Consider the following 17,662-nt stretch of genomic DNA (forward strand, 5'->3'; position numbering starts at 1 on the left):
GTGCGCCCGCGCGCGTGGGGCCCGGGGAAATGGCGCGCGCTGCACCCTGACGCCCCACCGCACCATCCGGTCATGCCACCATCATCCGGACGGTGCCTGGTGAGAGACCAGGACGAGACGACGACGAAGGAGCAGGACGTGCAGCCTCGACCGGCGGCAGGCGCTCCTGACGCCGTCCCACGCCCGGACCCGGAAGCCCCTGACCTGGGGGCCCCAGACCCGGAGCCCCCGCGGACGGACATTCCGGGCACCGGGAGCCGTGGTGGTGACACACCCCACCCGGTCGTGATCTCCCCCGGCGGTTCGTCCGACCTCACCGACGAGGGCCACGTGGAGCGCGTCTCCGGCGACGAGCCGCTGCTCGCCGCCCGGGTGCACCGCCCCGCCGACCTCGTACGACTGCTGTCGGGCCTGCTCGGCATCGCCTGTGTGATCGCCCTGGCGGCGTTCGCGCACGGCACGGCGTCCGGTCTTGAGAAGGACATCCTGGAGGGCACCAAGAAGACCCCGGTCGTCTTCGTCCAGCTGGCCGGTCTCGTCTCCAGCATCGCCGTGCTGATCCTGCCGGTCGGCTTCGCGATCGAACGGCTGATCAAACGTGACGGACTGCGGATCGCCGACGGCGTCCTCGCGGCGGTGCTCGCGCACGGGGTCGCCCTCGCCACCGACCTCTGGGTCTCGGGCCCCGCCCCGGAGGCCATCCGGGAGGCGCTGACCCAGGTCACCAACGACGGCAGCGGCGCGCTCACCGACCCGGTGCACGGCTACCTGGCACCCGTCATCGCGTACATGACCGCGGTCGGGATGGCGCGCAGGCCGCGCTGGCGGGTGGCGCTGTGGGCGGTGCTGCTGCTCAACGCGTTCGCGGTGCTGGTGGGCGGTCAGACCACACCCCTGTCGATCATCGTCACCGTGCTGATCGGCTGGACCGTGGCGTACGCCACGCTCTACGCGGTGGGCTCTCCCAACGTGCGCCCCACCGGACAGACCCTCCTCGCCGGACTGCGGCACGTGGGCTTCCGTCCGGTGTCCGCGATGCGCGCCGAGGAGCCCCTCGACGTTGGCGACCAGGGTGACCGGGGGCGGCGCTACATCGTCACCCTGGAGGACGGCCCGCCCCTCGACATCACCGTGGTCGACCGCGAGCAGCAGGCGCAGGGCTTCTTCTACCGGGTGTGGCGCCGGCTCACCCTGCGCGGGATCACCCAGCGCCGGTCCATCCAGTCGCTGCGGCAGGCCCTTGAGCAGGAGGCACTGCTCGCGTACGCGGCCATCGCGGCGGGGGCCAACGCACCCAAGCTGATCGCCACGTCGGAGCTCGGCCCGGACGCCGTCATGCTCGTGTACGAGCACCTGGGCGGCCGGACCCTGGACTCGCTGTCCGACGACGAGATCACGGACGACCTGCTGCGGGACGCCTGGCGCCAGGTGAGGGCACTCCAGTCGAGACGTATCGCGCACCGCAGACTGGCCGGCGACGCCATTCTGGTGGATCGTTCCGGCACGGTGATCCTGACCGATCTGCGGGGCGGCGAGATCGCGGCGGGCGACGTCGTGCTGCGGATGGACGTGGCGCAGTTGCTGACCACCCTGGGACTGCGCACGGGCGCGGAGCGGGCCGTGGCCACCGCGGTGGACGTACTGGGCCCCGACACGGTTGCCGACAGCCTTCCGCTGCTCCAGCCGATCGCGCTGAGCCGCTCCACGCGTGCGACGCTGCGCCGGCTGGGCCGGGAGCGGTCGCAACGGCAGCGCGAGGCGGTGCTCGAAGCCTCGCGGCTCGCCAAGGAGGCCCGCGCCCGCGAGAAGGGCGAGGAGGAGGATGCCGGCGGGCGCAAGGCCGTACGCGCGGAGAAGAAGGCCGAGAAGGAGGCCATCGACGAGGCCGTGGAAGGCGCCAGGGAAGAGGATCTGCTGATGCAGATCCGCCAACAGGTGCTGCTGATCCGCCCGCAGGCGCCGGTCGAGGCGGTCCGTCTGGAGCGCATCAAGCCGCGCACCCTGATCAGTCTGCTGGCCGGGGCCTTCGCCGCGTACATCCTGATCTCGTACCTTCTGAAGAACCCGATCACCGACGCGTTCAGCACGATGGAGTGGGGCTGGGTCGCGGTGGCGGCCCTGTTCTCGGCGCTCAGTTACGTGGCGGCGGCGATGAGCCTGCTGGGCTTCGTGCCCGAGAAGGTGTCGTTCTGGCAGACCGTCAAGGCGCAGGTGGCGGGCTCCTTCGTGAAGCTGGTGGCGCCGGCCGCGATCGGCGGTGTGGCGCTCAACACCCGGTTCCTGCAACGGTCGGGCGTACGCCCCGGGCTCGCCGTCGCGAGTGTGGGAGCGTCCCAGCTGTTCGGCCTGGCCAGCCACATCGGACTGCTGATGATCTTCGGTTATGTGACCGGGACCGAGCAGACCTCCTGGGAGAACCCGTCCCGGACGGTGATCGCGGGCCTGCTGACGGCGGCGGTGCTGGCGATGATCGTCACCGCGGTTCCGTTCATGCGGAAGTTCATCGTGACCCGGGTGCGTTCGCTGTTCGCCGGTGTGGTGCCGCGCATGCTCGACGTGTTCCAGCGGCCGAAGAAACTGGCCACCGGTATCGGCGGCATGGTGCTGCTGACGGTCGTGTTCGTCATGTGCCTGGACGCCTCGATCCGCGCCTTCGGGCAGGGCGACGGCGATCACCTGAGTTACGCCGCGGTCGCGGTGGTCTTCCTGACGGCCAACGCGGTGGGTTCGGCCGTGCCGACGCCCGGCGGCGTCGGCGCGGTCGAGGGCGCGCTGCTCACCGCGCTGACGCTCTCCGGACTGCCGGCGGCGGTCGCGGCGCCCGCGGTCCTGCTCTACCGACTGCTGACGTTCTGGCTCCCGGTGCTGCCGGGCTGGCTGTGTTTCAACTCGCTGACCCGCAAGGGCGCCCTCTAGCCGGCGACGACCACCTCAAGGAGGCGGCCGGGGCACCCGCATGGACCCCGGCGCGCGCGGTCCCGCCCGCCCCGGCGCACGATAGAGGGCATGCCTACCCCTTTCGCGCTGCGCGCTCCCGCCCTGGCCGCCTCCGTCGCCGTACTGCTGTCCCTCGCCGGATGTACCGACGGAGGCAGTAGCAACGGCGGCGGTGAGGGCGACAAGAAGCAGGACCTCGGCTCCCAGGAACTGAAGTGGGCGGACTGCCCGGCGCCTGACGCCGCGCAGGGTGAGGGGACGGAGCCTTCGCCGCTGCCGGGCGGTGCGGAGTGGCAGTGCGCCACCATGCAGGTGCCGCGCGACTACGCGAAACCGGACGGCGACCGCATCGGCCTGGCCCTGATCCGGGCCCGCGCCGCCGACCAGGAGAAGCGCATCGGTTCGCTGATCTTCAACTTCGGCGGCCCCGGCGGCTCCGGGGTGACCACCCTGCCGAGCGCGGGCAAGGACTACGCCGAGCTCCGCTCCCGGTACGACCTGGTGAGCTTCGACCCGCGCGGCGTGGGCGGCAGCGCCCCCGTGAAGTGCCAGGGGGACAAGGCCCTTGACGCGTACTACGCCGAGGACGCGACACCCGACGACGACGCCGAGGAGAAGAAGTACGCCGACGGCATCAAGGAGTACGCGGACGCCTGCGAGAAGAACTCGGGCGCCGAACTGCCCCACGTCGGCACCACGAACGCCGCCAAGGACCTCGACCTCATGCGCCAGGTGCTCGGCGACGACAAGCTGTACTACTTCGGCATCTCGTACGGCACCGAGCTCGGCGGCGTCTACGCCCACCTGTTCCCCAAGAGGGTCGGCCGGGCCGTCTTCGACGCGGTCGTGGACCCCACCCAGAAGACCGAACAGAGCTCGCTGGGCCAGGCCAAGGGGTTCCAGCTGGCGTTGAACAACTTCGCCAAGGACTGCGTCGCCCGCGGTGACGAGTGCAAGCTGGAGGGCAGCACCCCCAAGGAGATCGAGGACGGCATCGTCGAGCTCCTCGCCCGCCTCGACAAGAAGCCGATCCCCGGCACGGCGGGCCGGCAGCTGACCCAGAGCCAGGCCACCAACGGCATCGTCCAGACGCTGTACTCGAAGGAGTTCTGGCCCTACCTGGAGCAGGGGGTCGACGAGGCCGACGGCGGCAACGGCGCGCTGCTCCTGGTGCTCGCCGACTCCATGAACGGCCGCAACCAGGACGGCACCTACAGCAACATCGGGGCCGCCAACGCCGCCATCAACTGCGTGGACTCCAAGGAGCGGTTCGACGTCGCGTACGCCAAGTCGAAGGTCCCGGAGTTCCGCAAGGCGTCCCCCGTCTTCGGCGACTTCCTCGCCTGGGGCCTGTCCGGCTGCTCCTCGTGGCCGGTGCCGGGCCAGTGGGAGACCCCGGACGTGAGCGCCGCGGGTTCGGCCCCGATCCTCGTCGTCGGCAACACCGGTGACCCGGCCACGCCGTACGAGGGCGCCCGGAAGATGGCCGAGAAGCTGGGCAAGGGCGTCGGCGTCGAGCTGACCTACAAGGGCGAGGGCCACGGTGCGTACAACAGCGGAAGCGCGTGTGTGAAGACGAACGTCGACAAGTACCTGCTGGAGGGCAAGGTCCCGACCGCGGGAACGGTCTGCTCATAACGGCAGCCGCCGGGGACACGGCAAGGGAACCGGGCGGCACCACGGCCGCCTGGGACACGGCGAAGGGGCCGAGCGGCACCACGGCCGCCCGGGACACGGCGAAGGGGCCGGGCAGCACCAGCCGCCCGGCCCCTTCGACATCCGCGGCCGGTCTAGTAGACCGGCTTCTCCGGCTCGATCTGGTGGACCCAGCCGATCACGCCGCCGCCGACGTGCACCGCGTCCGAGAAGCCCGCCGACTTCAGGACGGCGAGGACTTCCGCACTGCGGACACCCGTCTTGCAATGCAGGACGATCTTCTTGTCCTGCGGCAGGCTCTCCAGGGCGGTGCCCATCAGGAACTCGCCCTTGGGGATCAGCTTCGCGCCCGGGATCGAGACGATCTCGTACTCGTTCGGCTCGCGGACGTCGATGATCTCGATCTTCTCGTCGGCGTCGATCCACTCCTTGAGCTGCTTGGGGGTGATCGTGGAACCGGCCGCCGCCTCCTGGGCCTCCTCGGACACGACGCCGCAGAAGGCCTCGTAGTCGATGAGCTCGGTGACGGTCGGGTTGGCACCGCAGACCGCGCAGTCGGGGTCCTTGCGGACCTTGACCTGGCGGTACTGCATCTCCAGCGCGTCGTAGATCATCAGGCGCCCGACCAGCGGGTCGCCGATGCCGGTGAGGACCTTGATGGCCTCGGTGACCTGGATGGACCCGATGGAAGCGCAGAGCACGCCGAGCACGCCGCCCTCGGCGCAGCTGGGGACCATGCCCGGCGGCGGGGGCTCCGGGTAGAGGCAGCGGTAGCACGGGCCGTGCTCGGACCAGAAGACGGACGCCTGGCCGTCGAAGCGGTAGATCGAACCCCATACGTACGGCTTGTTGAGCAGCACGCACGCGTCGTTGACCAGGTAGCGCGTCGCGAAGTTGTCCGTGCCGTCGACGATGAGGTCGTACTGGGAGAAGATCTCCATCACGTTCTCGGCCTCGAGCCGCTCTTCGTGCAGTACGACGTTCACATACGGATTGATACCGAGGACCGAGTCCTTCGCGGACTCGGCCTTCGAGCGGCCGATGTCGGCCTGGCTGTGGATGATCTGGCGCTGCAGATTCGATTCGTCGACCTCGTCGAACTCGACGATGCCGAGCGTGCCGACGCCTGCGGCGGCGAGATACATCAGAGCGGGCGACCCGAGGCCGCCGGCACCCACGGCAAGCACCTTGGCGTTCTTCAGGCGCTTCTGCCCGTCCATCCCGACGTCCGGGATGATCAGGTGGCGGGAGTACCGACGGACCTCGTCGACGGTGAGCTCAGCAGCTGGCTCAACCAGGGGTGGCAGCGACACGGGAACTCCGGTGGTCGGTAAATCAATACGGTTGTTCTCCGCGTAACACTGCCACGCCCCTTCTCATTCCGAGACACCAGGTCCGATGCGCGAGACGATTTCGTCCCAGTACCCGGGCAGTGCCTCCCAGGCGCTGCCGACCTGGTCACCTGTCCTGTCCCGGTCCGTCCGGTCCGTGAACCAGATCGTCCCGGCGCCCTGCCAGCGCGCGATGCGCAACGCCTCCTCCAGGTGCGTGCGCGGCACCCCGTGCACCAGGTGGCAGAACCGGGAGGCGGGGTGGGCGGCGGTCCACTCCGCGGCCTGCGACCAGCGGTAGTCCGTCCAGGGGCCGGAGAAGGTCACCAACTGGTCGGCGGCCTCGGCATATCCGGCGTACGGGTGGGTGCCGTGCCCGAGGACGACACGGGCGCCCCCCTGCGCGTCGCCGCTTCCGGCCCCGTCGAGCATCGACCGCAGGGCGGCGGTGAGCTTCCGGGTGGCGGGCAGTTCGTCCCGGTCCGCGGGACACCGGTCCAGGTAGAAGCCGTCGACCCGGTACCAGTCCAGGAAGCGCCTGGCGTCCTGGACCAGTTCGTCGTACGCCCGCGCCCCGTACGTCATGTCGAGGTGTCCGAGCACCCTGAGCCCCGCGTTGCGCAGCCTTCCGGAGGCTTCGAGGCAGTGCGGGTCGGGGCGGGCGCCGGGTCCGTCGGCGACGTTGAGCACGGTCCAGTGCAGGGGGGCCGTGAGCCCCGTGCCGGGCGCGTGCAGCCGGGAGAAGCGCAGGAGTTCGGCCCACTCGACGGGGGCGAGCAGCGGGTGCGCGTATCCCGGCACGCCGATTCCGAGCCGGTCCGCCCCTAGGCCGGGGCGGACCGCGCCTGCCGTGCTCAGATACGGCACGCCGCCTCCATCCAGATGTCCGCGAGCGATTCCTCCAGGTTGATCCGGGGCCGCCAGCCGAGCCGGTCGCGGGCCGTGCGCACATCGGCCTGCTGCCAGCTGCCGCAGCCGTCGGGGTAGGGGTAGGGGGCCGCCCCGAGGTGTTCGGACATGGCGTCCGAGGGGCGCGGGGCGCCGATGGTGGGGACGCCGCCGTTGCGCACGGCGGCGCTGGCGGCCGCGGAGCTGGAGTAGCCGCTGGGGGCGTCCAGTTCGTGCAGGGCGCCGCCGTAGCCCGCCACCCGGGCCAGGACGGCTGCGGCGTCCCGCAGCCGTACCGCGCGCCCGGTGCCGATGTTGACGACGCCCTGGGCGGCGGACAGCGAGGCGGCGTGCACGGCGCGCGCCACGTCGCGCACGTCGACGAAGTCGCGCTGCACCCCGAGGCCGCTGAGCTTGAGCTCACCGTCGCCGGACTGCATGGCGCGGCGCATCGCCTCCGCGAGGCGGCCGAGCGGTGATCCGGCGGGGGTGCCGGGCCCGACCGGTGAGAACACCCTGAGGACGACGGCGTCCAGGCCGGAACCGAGGACGAGCTCCGTGGCCGCCAGCTTGCTGACGCCGTACGGTCCGCCGGGGCGCGGCACCGCGTCCTCCGCGGTGGACGACCCCGGCTGTGAGGGCCCGTACTCGGCGGCGCAGCCGAGCTGGACCAGGCGCGCGCCGCAGCCGCTGCGGCGCAGGGCCTCACAGACGGTGGCGACGGCGACGGTGTTGTGCCGGGTGAGGTCGCGGGCACCGCCCCTGGTGGCGCCCGCGCAGTTGACGACGACCCCGGGGTGGACGGCGTCCAGGAAGCGGGTCAGGGCTCCCGGGCTGCCGGTCGCGAGGTCGAACCGTACGTCGGCGTCGTCGCCCCGGCCGAGCGCGGTGAGCTGGACGGCGGGGTCGGCGAGGAGGCGGTCCGCGACGAAGCGGCCGAGGTATCCGTTGGCGCCGAGCAGCAGAACCCTCATCGTGCGTCCCCCCGGTGCCGACGGGCGCGCACGGGCTGCACGGAGAGAGGGGGTGGGGGGTTCATGTGACGTTCTCCTTGAGGGTGTTGTACGGGCCCCTGCCGATGCGGCACGGGTACTGCTGCGGCTGCTGCGGCGTCGGCTCCGCAACTGCCTGTGGTGGTGGTCTGGGTAGGGCCGGCCGGTCAGTCGCGCCGCCCCGCGTGCGCGGAGGCACGCGACAGTGCGACCGCCGCGTGCGCGAGGAGGCCGAGGGCCGCGGCCCCGCAGGCGAGAGCGGGCAACGCACCGGCCCCCCAGCCGCGGGCCACGGCCCTGACGGGTGCGGCCAGGGCCTCGCAGCCGGGCAGCCGCGCGGCCAGCAGGACGGCCAGTACGGTGATTTCGGCGGCGCAGGCGAGGGTGAGCCCCGTCGCGCCCGCCCGGGGCAGTCCGTGCACGGCGAGCAGCCTGGCCAGGAAGAGCAGGGCCCCGACCGCGACCGCGGACACCGCGAACGAGCCGCCGAAACCGAGCCGGGAAGCCCCGTACAGCAGCAGTGCCAGGGCGGCGGCGTACAGAGCGAACACCCCGAACAGCAGCGGCCGGACGGCGGCGCCGAAGTCCTGGGTGCCACGGCTCATCCGCAGCCTGCGGTGCGCCTGCACGGTCAGCAGCCGCCCGCACCAGGCGGCGGGCGCGAGGGCGGCCGCGAGTCCTACGAGGGTGGCCGGGGACGGCGCCCACAGCGGGCCGTCCCCGAGCAGCCACCGCAGGACGCCGTCGCCCGCCGCCGCGTACAGCAGCAGCCAGCCGGTGCGCGCCCAGGGTGCGTATCCGTCGGCGCGCAGCGGCCCTCTTCGCAGGCACAGCAGGAGGGCGGCCAGGGTGGCGAGCACTCCGGCGGCGACGGCGGCCACGCGGGCCGCGCCGGACAGCCCGTCGGCGCCCAGCAGGGTGAGCGCGCACAGGGCGCCCGGCAGGAGCGCGTAGGCGGCCCAGGCCGTCGGCAGCGAGGTGTCGTGCTCCCGGGGCTCCGGGGCGCGCGCCGGGACGTCGTCCTCGTCGGCGCGTGGCACGCGCGCGTAGAGCTCCTCGGCGAGCGAGAAGACGTCCCGGTGCCGGAAGCGGGCGGCGGTGCGGTCGGTGACGCCGTGCGCCTCAAGTCCCGCGGCTATCTCCAGGGGGTCGACGGCCCGCTCGCACAGTTCGCGGTGGCGGTGCATCAGGACCCTGACGGGGTCGGCGGGAGTACGGCGGACGACGCGCGCCGTACGGCTGCCGCTGCCGCTGCCGCTGTCGTAGCCGCTGTCGCTGTCGCTGTCGCTGTGACTGTGGCTTGCTCTCGCACTGGCGCTGAGGGTTGCCCGCGCGCGGCCTCCGGTCACGTCCGTGCCGTGGGCCGGGGTCTCCGCCATGCCCGTCGGGTCTGCCGTCTGCGTGGTCATGGGCGTGCCTCCCGAAGGGCGTCGGTCTCGTCGGCGGGCGAGGGGTCGTGGGCCGTGGGCCGGGCCGGTGTGACGGCGGGGGCGGGGAGACGGGCCTCCAGGTCGTAGATCCGCCACTCCAGGCCGGACATCCGTTCGCTGAGGTCGCTCACCTGGTCCGCGAGCAGGGGGTCGGGCTCGTGCTCGACGAGGACGGCGAGCGTGCCGTGCGCCTCGGCGGTCCGGTGCTGCCCGGCCCCGCTCCCGCCGTTCTCGTACGAGGACCAGCTCGGCACCCGGGCGGGGACGGCCGGAGCGGTGGCGACCGGCACGGGGGCGGGCGCGGTGTCCGGGGCCCCGGCCGGATTCGTCCCGGCAGGTGCCTCCTGCGCCGCGGCCGTTCCCGTCCGCCCGCCCGCACCGCCCGGGGCAGCGGGGACAACCGAGGTCCCGGCCGCCGCCACCCCCGTCCAGGCGCCCGGCACATAAGCCTCCGCCGGGAATTCGAAGGGCAGCGGGGCCGAGTCTCGCGCCTCGCGACGTACCGGACAGTGCGAGACCATCTCCAGATAGATGTCGCGAAATGCCACGAGATTCTGCTCCACGGTGAAGAGTTCGAGCGCCCGCGCACGCCCCGCCGCCCCCAGCCGCGCCCTGCGCTCCGGGTCGCGCAGCAGGGCCAGGCAGGCGTCGGCGAGTGCGCGCGGGTTGCGCGGCGGCACCACCAGGCCCGTACCGCCGATGACTTCGACGACCGCGCCGACGTCGGTGGAGACCGTCGCCCGGCCGCAGAACATGGCTTCGACGAGGCTGAGCGGGAAGCCCTCGACCACGCTCGACAGCACCACCACGCAGCCCGCCGCGTAGGCGTCGGCGAGCTCCGGCACCCCGGGCCCGCCGATCTCCTCGAAGGAGACGGGACTCCCGCCCACGGTGCGGGCGTCGGCGGCCTCGTCCGGGAAAAGCTGCGCGGCCAGCGCACGGCAGTGGTCGAGGTACCCGCGCGCGGAGCCCTCGCCGACGGGCGCCGCGACGATCCGCAGCCGGGTGCCGGGGGCGGCCCCGCGGACCGCCGCGAAGGCGTGCAGCAGACCGACGAGGTCCTTGGCCGGCTCGACCCGCCCCACCCACACCAGCGTGCTGTCGTCCCCGTCCGCCATGGAGGTGCCGGACTCGCCGACCGCCGCGAACCTGGCGGACTCCATCCCCGGGTAGACCGTGCGCTGCTTGGCCCGGTCGGCGCCGCAGCGCTCCTGCCAGCGCCGGGCGTGCGCGTTGCCGGGAGTGATCAAGGCGGCCTGCGCGTACACCTCGGCGGCCAGCAGGCCGTGGAAGGCGGCGAGCAGCGTGCGCACGGGGGCGCTCAACTCGGCCTCCTGGGCGGCCAGGTAGTGCGCCCGCAGCTGCACGCCGTACTCGGTGACGAGGAGCGGCACGCCGAAGAACCGCTTCGCCAGCAGGCCGGGCAGTGCCGCGGCCCCGCCCGATGCGGCGTGGCAGAGGTCGACGGCGCCGAGGCCGCCCTCCCCCGTGTCGTACCAGTCGAGCGAGAGCGGGCGCAGGGCGCGCTCCAGGAGGTCGGCGAAGGCCAGGTAGTCGGGCACCTTGGCGCCCTGTACGACCCGGGGTGCGCCCGGCGCACGGCAGGCGCGTTCCAGCGCGCGCACGGCGCGTTCGGAGCGCAGCGCGGTGTGCAGTCCGCCCTTTTCGCGGGCGAGTTCGGCGAGCCCGTAGAGCCCTGTGCAGAAACGCTCCGCCGCGGGGGGCGCACCGGCGCTCTCCCCCGTGCAGACGGCCGAGACCAGCTCCGCCAGGTGCGCGTCGAAGCGGCGGCGTTCGCGCCGCCCGTAGGAGCGCGCGCCGAGCCTGCCGTGCGTGGTCCTGAACTCCGTCTCGGTGGCCCACAGCGGGGCGGTTCGCACCCGGTGGACCTGCGGCGGCAGTTCGAGCCAGCCCTGTTCCTCCTGGTCCGCGCTGCGGCTCAGGGCGTAGATGTCGAACTCGTGCCGCGCGAGCCCGCGCACGAGCCGGTCGCACCAGAACCTGGACTCACCGGTCGCATACGGGTAGCCACCCTCGGTAAGCAGTCCGATCCGCATGTGTGCACCCCCGATCTCCCTTGTGGGCAGCCGCCGTTGGTCCGGCGACTCGCAGCGGGACCGACCGTATGCGGACATGACGGTGGCGCGACGGACGGTTGTCCATCGCGCCACTGGAAGGGGTGAACAGTCGTAACTTATCCGCGTGGCCCGCGTTCAGCCGCGCTAGGGAGGTGTACGCACACGGGGTCGCGGCCCGCGCGCGCAGCGCGGGGAAGCGCCGACGACGGGCCGGGCCGGCCGTCAACTACCGGGGTGCACCCACGGGTTGGGCCTGCACTTCTTGTCGCCCGTCTCCAGGGTCTTGGTCTGCTGCATCATTACCGGGGCCAACGCGCCGTTCTCCTCGCAGTTGCGGTGGTTGTGCCCGAGGCGGTGACCGACCTCGTGGTTGATCAGCATCTGCCGGTACGGGAGGAGCAGCTTCAGCCCGAACGTGGGCGCCCCGCCGGCCCACCGGTAGGCGTTGATCATCACGCGTTCGGTGGCCGCGGAGTCGCAGGAGACGTTCTGCGAGAGGGTGTCCAGACCGGACTTCTGGCACCAGGTGTTGGTGGTGACCGGGGTGGCGAGCGTGACGACGAAATCCGCCTTGCCGGCGGATATTCGCTCGAAGGACATCTCTCCCGCGCCGGCCCAGCTCCTCTTGTCGTTGAGGGTCTTCTGGACCGCGTCTGCGAAGAACTTCCCGTCGAGACCGATGCTCTTCTCGACGTCCACCCGGTAGCGGTAGTGGCGCAGGCCCTGCGCGGGCGCCTTCGCCGTGCCGGGGACGGTGTCGAAGGAGTTCGGCCCGCTCTGGTCGGCGGCCATCGTCAGCTTCGTCGCCATGCGCTGCTCGTACGTCGGCGGGACGGCGGGCGCCCGCTCCCCCTCGCTGCCCTGCGGCGTGGTCCGGTCCTCGTCCCGCGAGGCGCCGTCGACGAGCGGCCGGTCGCCCACGCGGGCGGTCACGGCGTCCTTCGCCCCCTGACCCGAGTGCTGCCCGGCCACCACGACCGCGAGCACGGCGGTCACCGTGGCGGCGGAGAACCCGGTGACCGTGCGCGCCCTGCGTCGCCTGGCGCGACGCGCGGTGCCCTCGGAATCGAGCTCGTCCTGGTCGGGTTCGCCCTCGCTGTCGGCGCCCGCGTGGAGCGCCTCGGCCTCGTCCCAGTCGGTGACGGCCGCGTACGGGTCACGCGCCTGCGTACGGGAAGCCGGCTGCGTGCCGGGCTGCTGCGGGGTGCGGAGGGCGGACTGCGTACGGGGCGACTGCCGGGCGTCGTCCTCGAAGGCCTCGACGAACTCCCGCCGGGGCCCCGGAATCCGCGCCCCGGACCCCGACCGGGCCGGCGACGGGTGCTGATTCTGCGGCTGCTGCGGTTGCTGCCGCTCCTGTGTCTGGGGCTGCTGCCGCTCCTGTGTCCGCGATTGCTGCCGCTCCTGTGTCTGCGGCTGTTGCCGCTCCTGCGCCCCGGACCGCTGCGACTGCGGATGCGGATGCGTGCTCCCCGCCGAACGGGGCGTATGCGGCGCCCGCGGCGCGCCGACCCAGTCGCCGTACCGCCCGCCGCCGGTGTCGCCGACCGCGCCGGACCTGCCGGACTCGCCGGACCTGCCGGACTCCTCGGACGCCCTCGTGGAGCCGCTGCCGCCTGACGTACCGGAGGTCCCGGCGGCGCCCCAGCCGCCGCCCGGCTCGCGCTGCTCGGGGTGCCCGCCCCTGACCGGCTGCGAAGAGGGCTGCGGGGCCTGCGGTCCGCCCGCGAGGTGGTGCGGCCTGAAGCGCGGCACCGCACCCGTGGCCCCCTGGTGCACGGGGAACTCGCCCGTGTCGCCGCGCCTGCGCCGCCCGCGCCCCGGGGCGTCCGACGCGCCGCCGGTACCACCCGGGGAATCGGCCCGTCGGGCGTCGGCCTTCGCGGCGTCGGTCCCCCAGGCGTCGCTCCCCGCACCCTTGCCGGGGTTCTCGTCGGCACCCTTGGACGCGGGTGCGGCATGGCGACTGTGACGTCCCACTCGGCGGATCAGCTCCTAGTTTCTGTCTTTATGAGCCCCAGGAACGCCTCGGCGACCGCCTCGGGGTACTCCATCATCGCCACATGCCCGGCATCCGGAAGGGCCAGGAGCCGGGAATTGCGGAACTTCGCCGCCGCCTTGCGCGCCACCCGGAAGGACACCAGCTGGTCGCGCCCGCCGTACACCAGCAGCGTCGGCGCGAGCACCCGCTCCGCCTGCCGCCACAGTCCGTGCTGGCCGCCCAGGGTGTAGGCGTCGACGATGCCCCGCGCGGAACGCGTCATCGCGTCCCAGAAGTACGGCAGCCCCAGCCGCCGTTCCATCTCGTCGACGGCCGCCTGGAAACCCTCGGGCGTGACCCGGCCCGGGTCGCCGTAACAGAGCCCCGTCACCCCGCGCGTGCGTTGCTCGGCCGTCCAGTCCCTGCTGAGCTTCGCGAACAGCCCGGCGACGCCGGGCACCGCGAGCAGCGCGGTCGGCACCGCCGTCCTCTGCACCCGGATCTCCGGCAGCGCGGGCGACACCAGGGTCAGGCTGCGCACGAGGTCCGGGCGCACGGCGGCGACCCGCGTGGACACGGCGCCGCCGAGCGAGTTGCCGAAGAGGTGGACCGGACCGCGTCCGCTCGACTCCAGGTAGCGGATCACGGCGCGCGCGTGCCCGGTGATCGAGTAATTGCCGTCGTCCGGCGGCGGCGAGTCGCCGAAGCCGGGGAGGTCGAGGGCCTCGCTGTCGACGACGCCGTCGAGCAGCGGCATCAGCGCGGACCAGTTCTGCGAGGAGCCGCCGAGCCCGTGCACGTACAGCGCGGGCGGCAGTCCGGTGGACCCCGGCGGCCGGGAGCGCACGGACAGCGTCAGCCCCGGCAGGGCGACGGTCCGCAACTCCTCGCCCTCGGCGACCCTGACCGCACTGACCATCGGCAGCGGCGCGGCGACAACACTGGCCTCCGCCCCTGCGTCCGCGCCGGATTCCGGCAGATCGGTCGAATCCATGGCGCCAATGTTACGAGACGATCACACCGGGGCTCATGTGTTCGCGGTCACAGGGCCGCGTGGCGCGCACCTGCGCGCACTCCTACGCTCGAAAGAAGGTGTGCACGCGCACATGACGAGGTGTGCTCCGGAAAGGCGGACCCCATGCCGACTGTTGACCCGAGCGACCCCGACACCTTCGAGCCCGAGGCAGGGACGGACGACGCCGAGAACCGGCCCCTGTCCGACGAGACCCCCGAGGCGGATGCCGTCGAGCAGCACACGGACCTGACACCGGACAAGGACAACCCGCTGACCACCGTCGATCCGGACCTGGCGAACGAGGCGGACGCCGCCGAGCAGACCCGCGTGGTGGTGCTCGACGAGGACGACTACCGCTGAGGGCGGTGGTGGTGCTCGACGAGGACGACCACCGCTGAGGGCGGTGGTGGTCCCGGACGAGGACGACCACCGCCGAGACCCGGCCTCCACCGCTCACCGTGCGGCGCTCCCCGCTCACCGGACGCCATCACCCCGGTGCCGGTCGGCCCGTCGACGGGCCGAACTCTCTTCACTCGGTGTCCGCTCCGTGAAATTCTGCGTCCGCACCGCGCACAGCGGGGTTACCCAAAAGTACGATGGCGCTGCGGCGCACATCACACGGAACAGCCGTGCGGTGAGAGGTCCGTGAACATGAAAGACATGGGAGGCGGCGTGACAGCCACCGAGCAGACAGAGGCGGCGCGCCCGCGGGGCACCCGCCTGCCTCGCCGAGCCCGACGCAACCAGCTCCTGGGCGCCGCCCAGGAGGTCTTCGTCGCACAGGGCTACCACGCGGCCGCCATGGACGACATCGCCGAGCGCGCCGGAGTCAGCAAGCCGGTGCTCTACCAGCACTTCCCCGGCAAGCTCGACCTCTATCTGGCCCTCCTGGACCAGCACTGCGAGTCGCTGCTCCAGGCGGTGCGCACCGCGCTGGCCTCGACGTCCGACAACAAGCTGCGCGTCGCCGCCACCATGGACGCCTACTTCGCGTACGTGCAGGACGAGGGCGGCGCGTTCCGCCTCGTCTTCGAGTCCGACCTGACCAACGAGCCCGCGGTGCGCGAGCGCGTGGACCGGGTCTCGCTCCAGTGCGCGGAGGCGATCAGCGAGGTCATCGCCGAGGACACCGGACTGTCCAAGGACGAGTCGATGCTGCTGGCGGTGGGCCTGGGCGGCGTCTCCCAGGTGGTCGCCCGCTACTGGCTCTCCAGCGGCAGCACCATCCCCAGGGACCAGGCGGTCCAGCTCCTGACCTCGCTGGCCTGGCGCGGCATCGCGGGCTTCCCGCTGCACGGCATCGACCAGCACGGCACGGACCCGCACGGCGCGGACCCGCAGGGCCCGCCGAAGGGCGCCGACCAGAACTGACGCGGCCCCTGGCACCGCGTGTTCGCTCCCGGCGTTGCCCTGGGCGCCGATCACGCCCCCGCGCCGGGCTAATGTGGCTGGACGTACGGCGCGGGGTGACCGCGCCGACCCAGATCGTCGGAGGGACATAGCCGTGGAGGTCAAGATCGGCGTGCAGCACGCACCCCGGGAGATCGTTCTGGAGAGCGGGCAGTCCGCCGAGGAGGTCGAGCGCGCCGTGGCCGACGCGCTGGCCGGCAAGGCGCAGCTGCTCAGCCTGAACGACGACAAGGGCCGCAAGGTCCTCGTACCGGCGGACCGGATCGCCTATGTGGAGATCGGCGAGCCGACGCAGCGGCGAGTGGGCTTCGGCGCCCTCTAGTACGCGACAAGGCAGAAGACGAACGGCCCGGCGGGTTCTCCCGCCGGGCCGTTCGTTCGTGTGCGCCCGTGCTCCGTGTGGGCACGCTCCGTGCTCGGTCTGCGCGTGCCTGGGGCGCACATGCTCGTGCGGGCATCTTGCGTGCGACACCGGAGGTTTGGCCCGGCGCACCGAACAGTTCATACGACTGGACGACCGGGGAGGGTTGTATTCCGCACGTCCCGGGTAAGACGGGCTACGACCCATTTGCCCACGTTGCAGTGCAGGAGGGAACCACGTTGATCTGGGAAGCTCTCGGCTCCGTCATCCTTGGACTCGCCCTCGCCCAGGCGGCCGCGCACCGGCTGCCGGACCGCCTGCCGCCCCGTCCGCACGTACTGGCCGCCGGCATCGTCGGCGCACTGTTCGGCGCCTGCCTGACCCACGCGGCCATCGGCTCCGGTCATGTACTGCTCACGCTGGTCGGCGCGGCCGCGGTGGGCTCGGTGACGCTCTCGCTGCTGCTGCGCCCCTCGGGCCGTATGCGCGGCAGGTCCGCCGCGGCGTAGCCCTCCGGCTGCGCCGCGGCCACGCGCGGGGCGTGGCGAGCGCGCCGGGAGGCGGACTCAGGCTGCGAGGCCCAGCGCCGCCATCCGCTTGGTGTGCGCCTCGGTGATACGGGAGAACATCCGGCCGACCTCCGCGAGGTCGAAGCCGTCCGCCACCCCGCCCACGAGCATCGTCGAGAGCGAGTCGCGCTCCGCGACCACGCGCTGCGCCTGTGACAGCGCCTCGCCCATCAGCCGCCGGGCCCACAGCGCGAGCCGGCCGCCGACCCGCGGGTCAGCCTCGATGGCGGCCCGTACCTTCTCCACCGCGAAGTTGCCGTGCCCGGTGTCGTCGAGCACCGCGAGCACCAGCGAGCGGGTGTCCGTGTCCAGGCGGGCGGCGACCTCACGGTAGAAGTCACTGGCGATCGAGTCGCCCACGTAGGCCTTGACCAGGCCCTCAAGCCAGTCCGACGGGGCGGTCAGCCGGTGGAAGTCGTCGAGGGCCTTCGCGAAGGGCTCCATCGCGGCGGTCGGCTCGGCGTCGATCTCCGCGAGCCGGGCGCTCAGCCGCTCGAAGTGGTGGAACTCGGCGGAGGCCATCTTCGCGAGCTCCGCCTTGTCGCCCAGCGTCGGCGCCAGCTTCGCGTCCTCGGCGAGACGCTCGAAGGCCGCCAGCTCGCCGTACGCGAGGGCACCGAGAAGGTCCTCGACGGCGGCGCGGTAGGTCGGCTCGACGGAGGCGGTGTCCCAGTCCTGGGCGGCGATTCCGGTGGGTGCGTCGGGGGTGTCGACGGGGGTGTCAGATGTCTCCATAACGCGCACAATAGCCCGCCGGAGAGGCCGGGTAAGGGCCTGGTCAGCGGGCGCCCCCCGCGCCACCGCCTCCACCACCGCACCACCATTCCTACGAATTCACCCAACACACATGCGCGAATCCGGGGTACAGTGGTAATGCGCCTGCTGAGCATTCCCCGCGTACGCACTGAGGTTCGCGCGCTTTCAGCAGGCCATCCGAATGAGGATGCCCGGTCGGTGGCCCGATCGGCTCCGACCCGACAGCCCTCCGGCGCGCGGTGCACACGCACCACCGCG

General features: G+C 72.6%; 14 protein-coding genes. 6 read left to right on the forward strand and 8 right to left on the reverse strand.

The window, feature by feature from the left end; genetic code table 11:
• Positions 1-138 precede the first annotated feature (138 nt).
• Both ACIQM4_RS06300 and ACIQM4_RS06305 read left to right on the forward strand, forming a co-directional pair.
• Positions 139-2,916, forward strand: coding sequence for a lysylphosphatidylglycerol synthase domain-containing protein (locus ACIQM4_RS06300; RefSeq protein ID WP_401588140.1), 2,778 nt, complete (start codon positions 139-141; stop codon positions 2,914-2,916).
• A 90-nt stretch (positions 2,917-3,006) separates the two neighbouring features.
• Positions 3,007-4,575 (forward strand): alpha/beta hydrolase, encoded by a 1,569-nt coding sequence (locus ACIQM4_RS06305; RefSeq protein ID WP_401586786.1) that lies wholly within the window; start codon positions 3,007-3,009, stop codon positions 4,573-4,575.
• A gap of 152 nt (positions 4,576-4,727) precedes the next feature.
• On the opposite strand, the gene moeZ is transcribed toward ACIQM4_RS06305, so the two are convergent.
• From moeZ to ACIQM4_RS06340, 7 genes are all read right to left on the reverse strand, one after another.
• Positions 4,728-5,906 carry an adenylyltransferase/sulfurtransferase MoeZ gene (gene moeZ, locus ACIQM4_RS06310; protein ID WP_401586789.1) on the reverse strand — a complete coding sequence of 393 codons (1,179 nt, stop codon included), beginning with the start codon at positions 5,904-5,906 and terminating at the stop codon, positions 4,728-4,730.
• Positions 5,907-5,969: 63 nt separating this feature from the next.
• Complete coding sequence (locus ACIQM4_RS06315; RefSeq protein ID WP_401586792.1) at positions 5,970-6,791, reverse strand: spherulation-specific family 4 protein; 822 nt, start codon at positions 6,789-6,791, stop codon at positions 5,970-5,972.
• Positions 6,779-7,786 (reverse strand): NAD-dependent epimerase/dehydratase family protein, encoded by a 1,008-nt coding sequence (locus tag ACIQM4_RS06320; RefSeq protein WP_401586794.1) that lies wholly within the window; start codon positions 7,784-7,786, stop codon positions 6,779-6,781. The genes ACIQM4_RS06315 and ACIQM4_RS06320 overlap by 13 nt, the downstream gene beginning before the upstream one ends.
• A 185-nt stretch (positions 7,787-7,971) precedes the next feature.
• Positions 7,972-9,213, reverse strand: a complete 1,242-nt coding sequence (locus ACIQM4_RS06325) for a hypothetical protein (protein ID WP_401586796.1) — start codon at positions 9,211-9,213, stop codon at positions 7,972-7,974.
• Positions 9,210-11,291, reverse strand: a complete 2,082-nt coding sequence (locus ACIQM4_RS06330) for a DUF3492 domain-containing protein (RefSeq protein ID WP_401586799.1) — start codon at positions 11,289-11,291, stop codon at positions 9,210-9,212. Before ACIQM4_RS06330 ends, ACIQM4_RS06325 begins: the two co-directional genes overlap by 4 nt.
• Before the next feature lie 243 nt (positions 11,292-11,534).
• Complete coding sequence (locus tag ACIQM4_RS06335) at positions 11,535-13,292, reverse strand: DUF3152 domain-containing protein (RefSeq protein WP_401586801.1); 1,758 nt, start codon at positions 13,290-13,292, stop codon at positions 11,535-11,537.
• An 8-nt stretch (positions 13,293-13,300) separates the two neighbouring features.
• Positions 13,301-14,287, reverse strand: a complete 987-nt coding sequence (locus ACIQM4_RS06340; RefSeq protein ID WP_401586803.1) for an alpha/beta fold hydrolase — start codon at positions 14,285-14,287, stop codon at positions 13,301-13,303.
• Positions 14,288-14,431: 144 nt separating this feature from the next.
• Between ACIQM4_RS06340 and ACIQM4_RS06345 the strand changes: the two genes are divergently transcribed.
• The 4 genes from ACIQM4_RS06345 (at position 14,432) to ACIQM4_RS06360 (ending at position 16,588) form a co-directional block, all read left to right on the forward strand.
• Positions 14,432-14,668: a hypothetical protein gene (locus ACIQM4_RS06345; RefSeq protein ID WP_401586806.1), complete on the forward strand. Its 237-nt coding sequence runs from the start codon at positions 14,432-14,434 to the stop codon at positions 14,666-14,668.
• A gap of 312 nt (positions 14,669-14,980) precedes the next feature.
• Positions 14,981-15,679 carry a TetR/AcrR family transcriptional regulator gene (locus ACIQM4_RS06350; protein ID WP_401586809.1) on the forward strand — a complete coding sequence of 233 codons (699 nt, stop codon included), beginning with the start codon at positions 14,981-14,983 and terminating at the stop codon, positions 15,677-15,679.
• A gap of 133 nt (positions 15,680-15,812) precedes the next feature.
• Positions 15,813-16,040 (forward strand): DUF3107 domain-containing protein, encoded by a 228-nt coding sequence (locus ACIQM4_RS06355; protein ID WP_389244036.1) that lies wholly within the window; start codon positions 15,813-15,815, stop codon positions 16,038-16,040.
• Positions 16,041-16,318: 278 nt separating this feature from the next.
• Positions 16,319-16,588 (forward strand): hypothetical protein, encoded by a 270-nt coding sequence (locus tag ACIQM4_RS06360; RefSeq protein ID WP_401586811.1) that lies wholly within the window; start codon positions 16,319-16,321, stop codon positions 16,586-16,588.
• A gap of 57 nt (positions 16,589-16,645) precedes the next feature.
• On the opposite strand, the gene ACIQM4_RS06365 is transcribed toward ACIQM4_RS06360, so the two are convergent.
• A complete protein-coding gene (locus ACIQM4_RS06365) occupies positions 16,646-17,383 on the reverse strand; it encodes a ferritin-like fold-containing protein (protein WP_401586814.1) in 738 nt (245 codons plus the stop codon).
• Positions 17,384-17,662 lie beyond the last annotated feature (279 nt).

The organism is Streptomyces sp. NPDC091272, from assembly GCF_044757485.1.
Classification (GTDB): domain Bacteria; phylum Actinomycetota; class Actinomycetes; order Streptomycetales; family Streptomycetaceae; genus Streptomyces.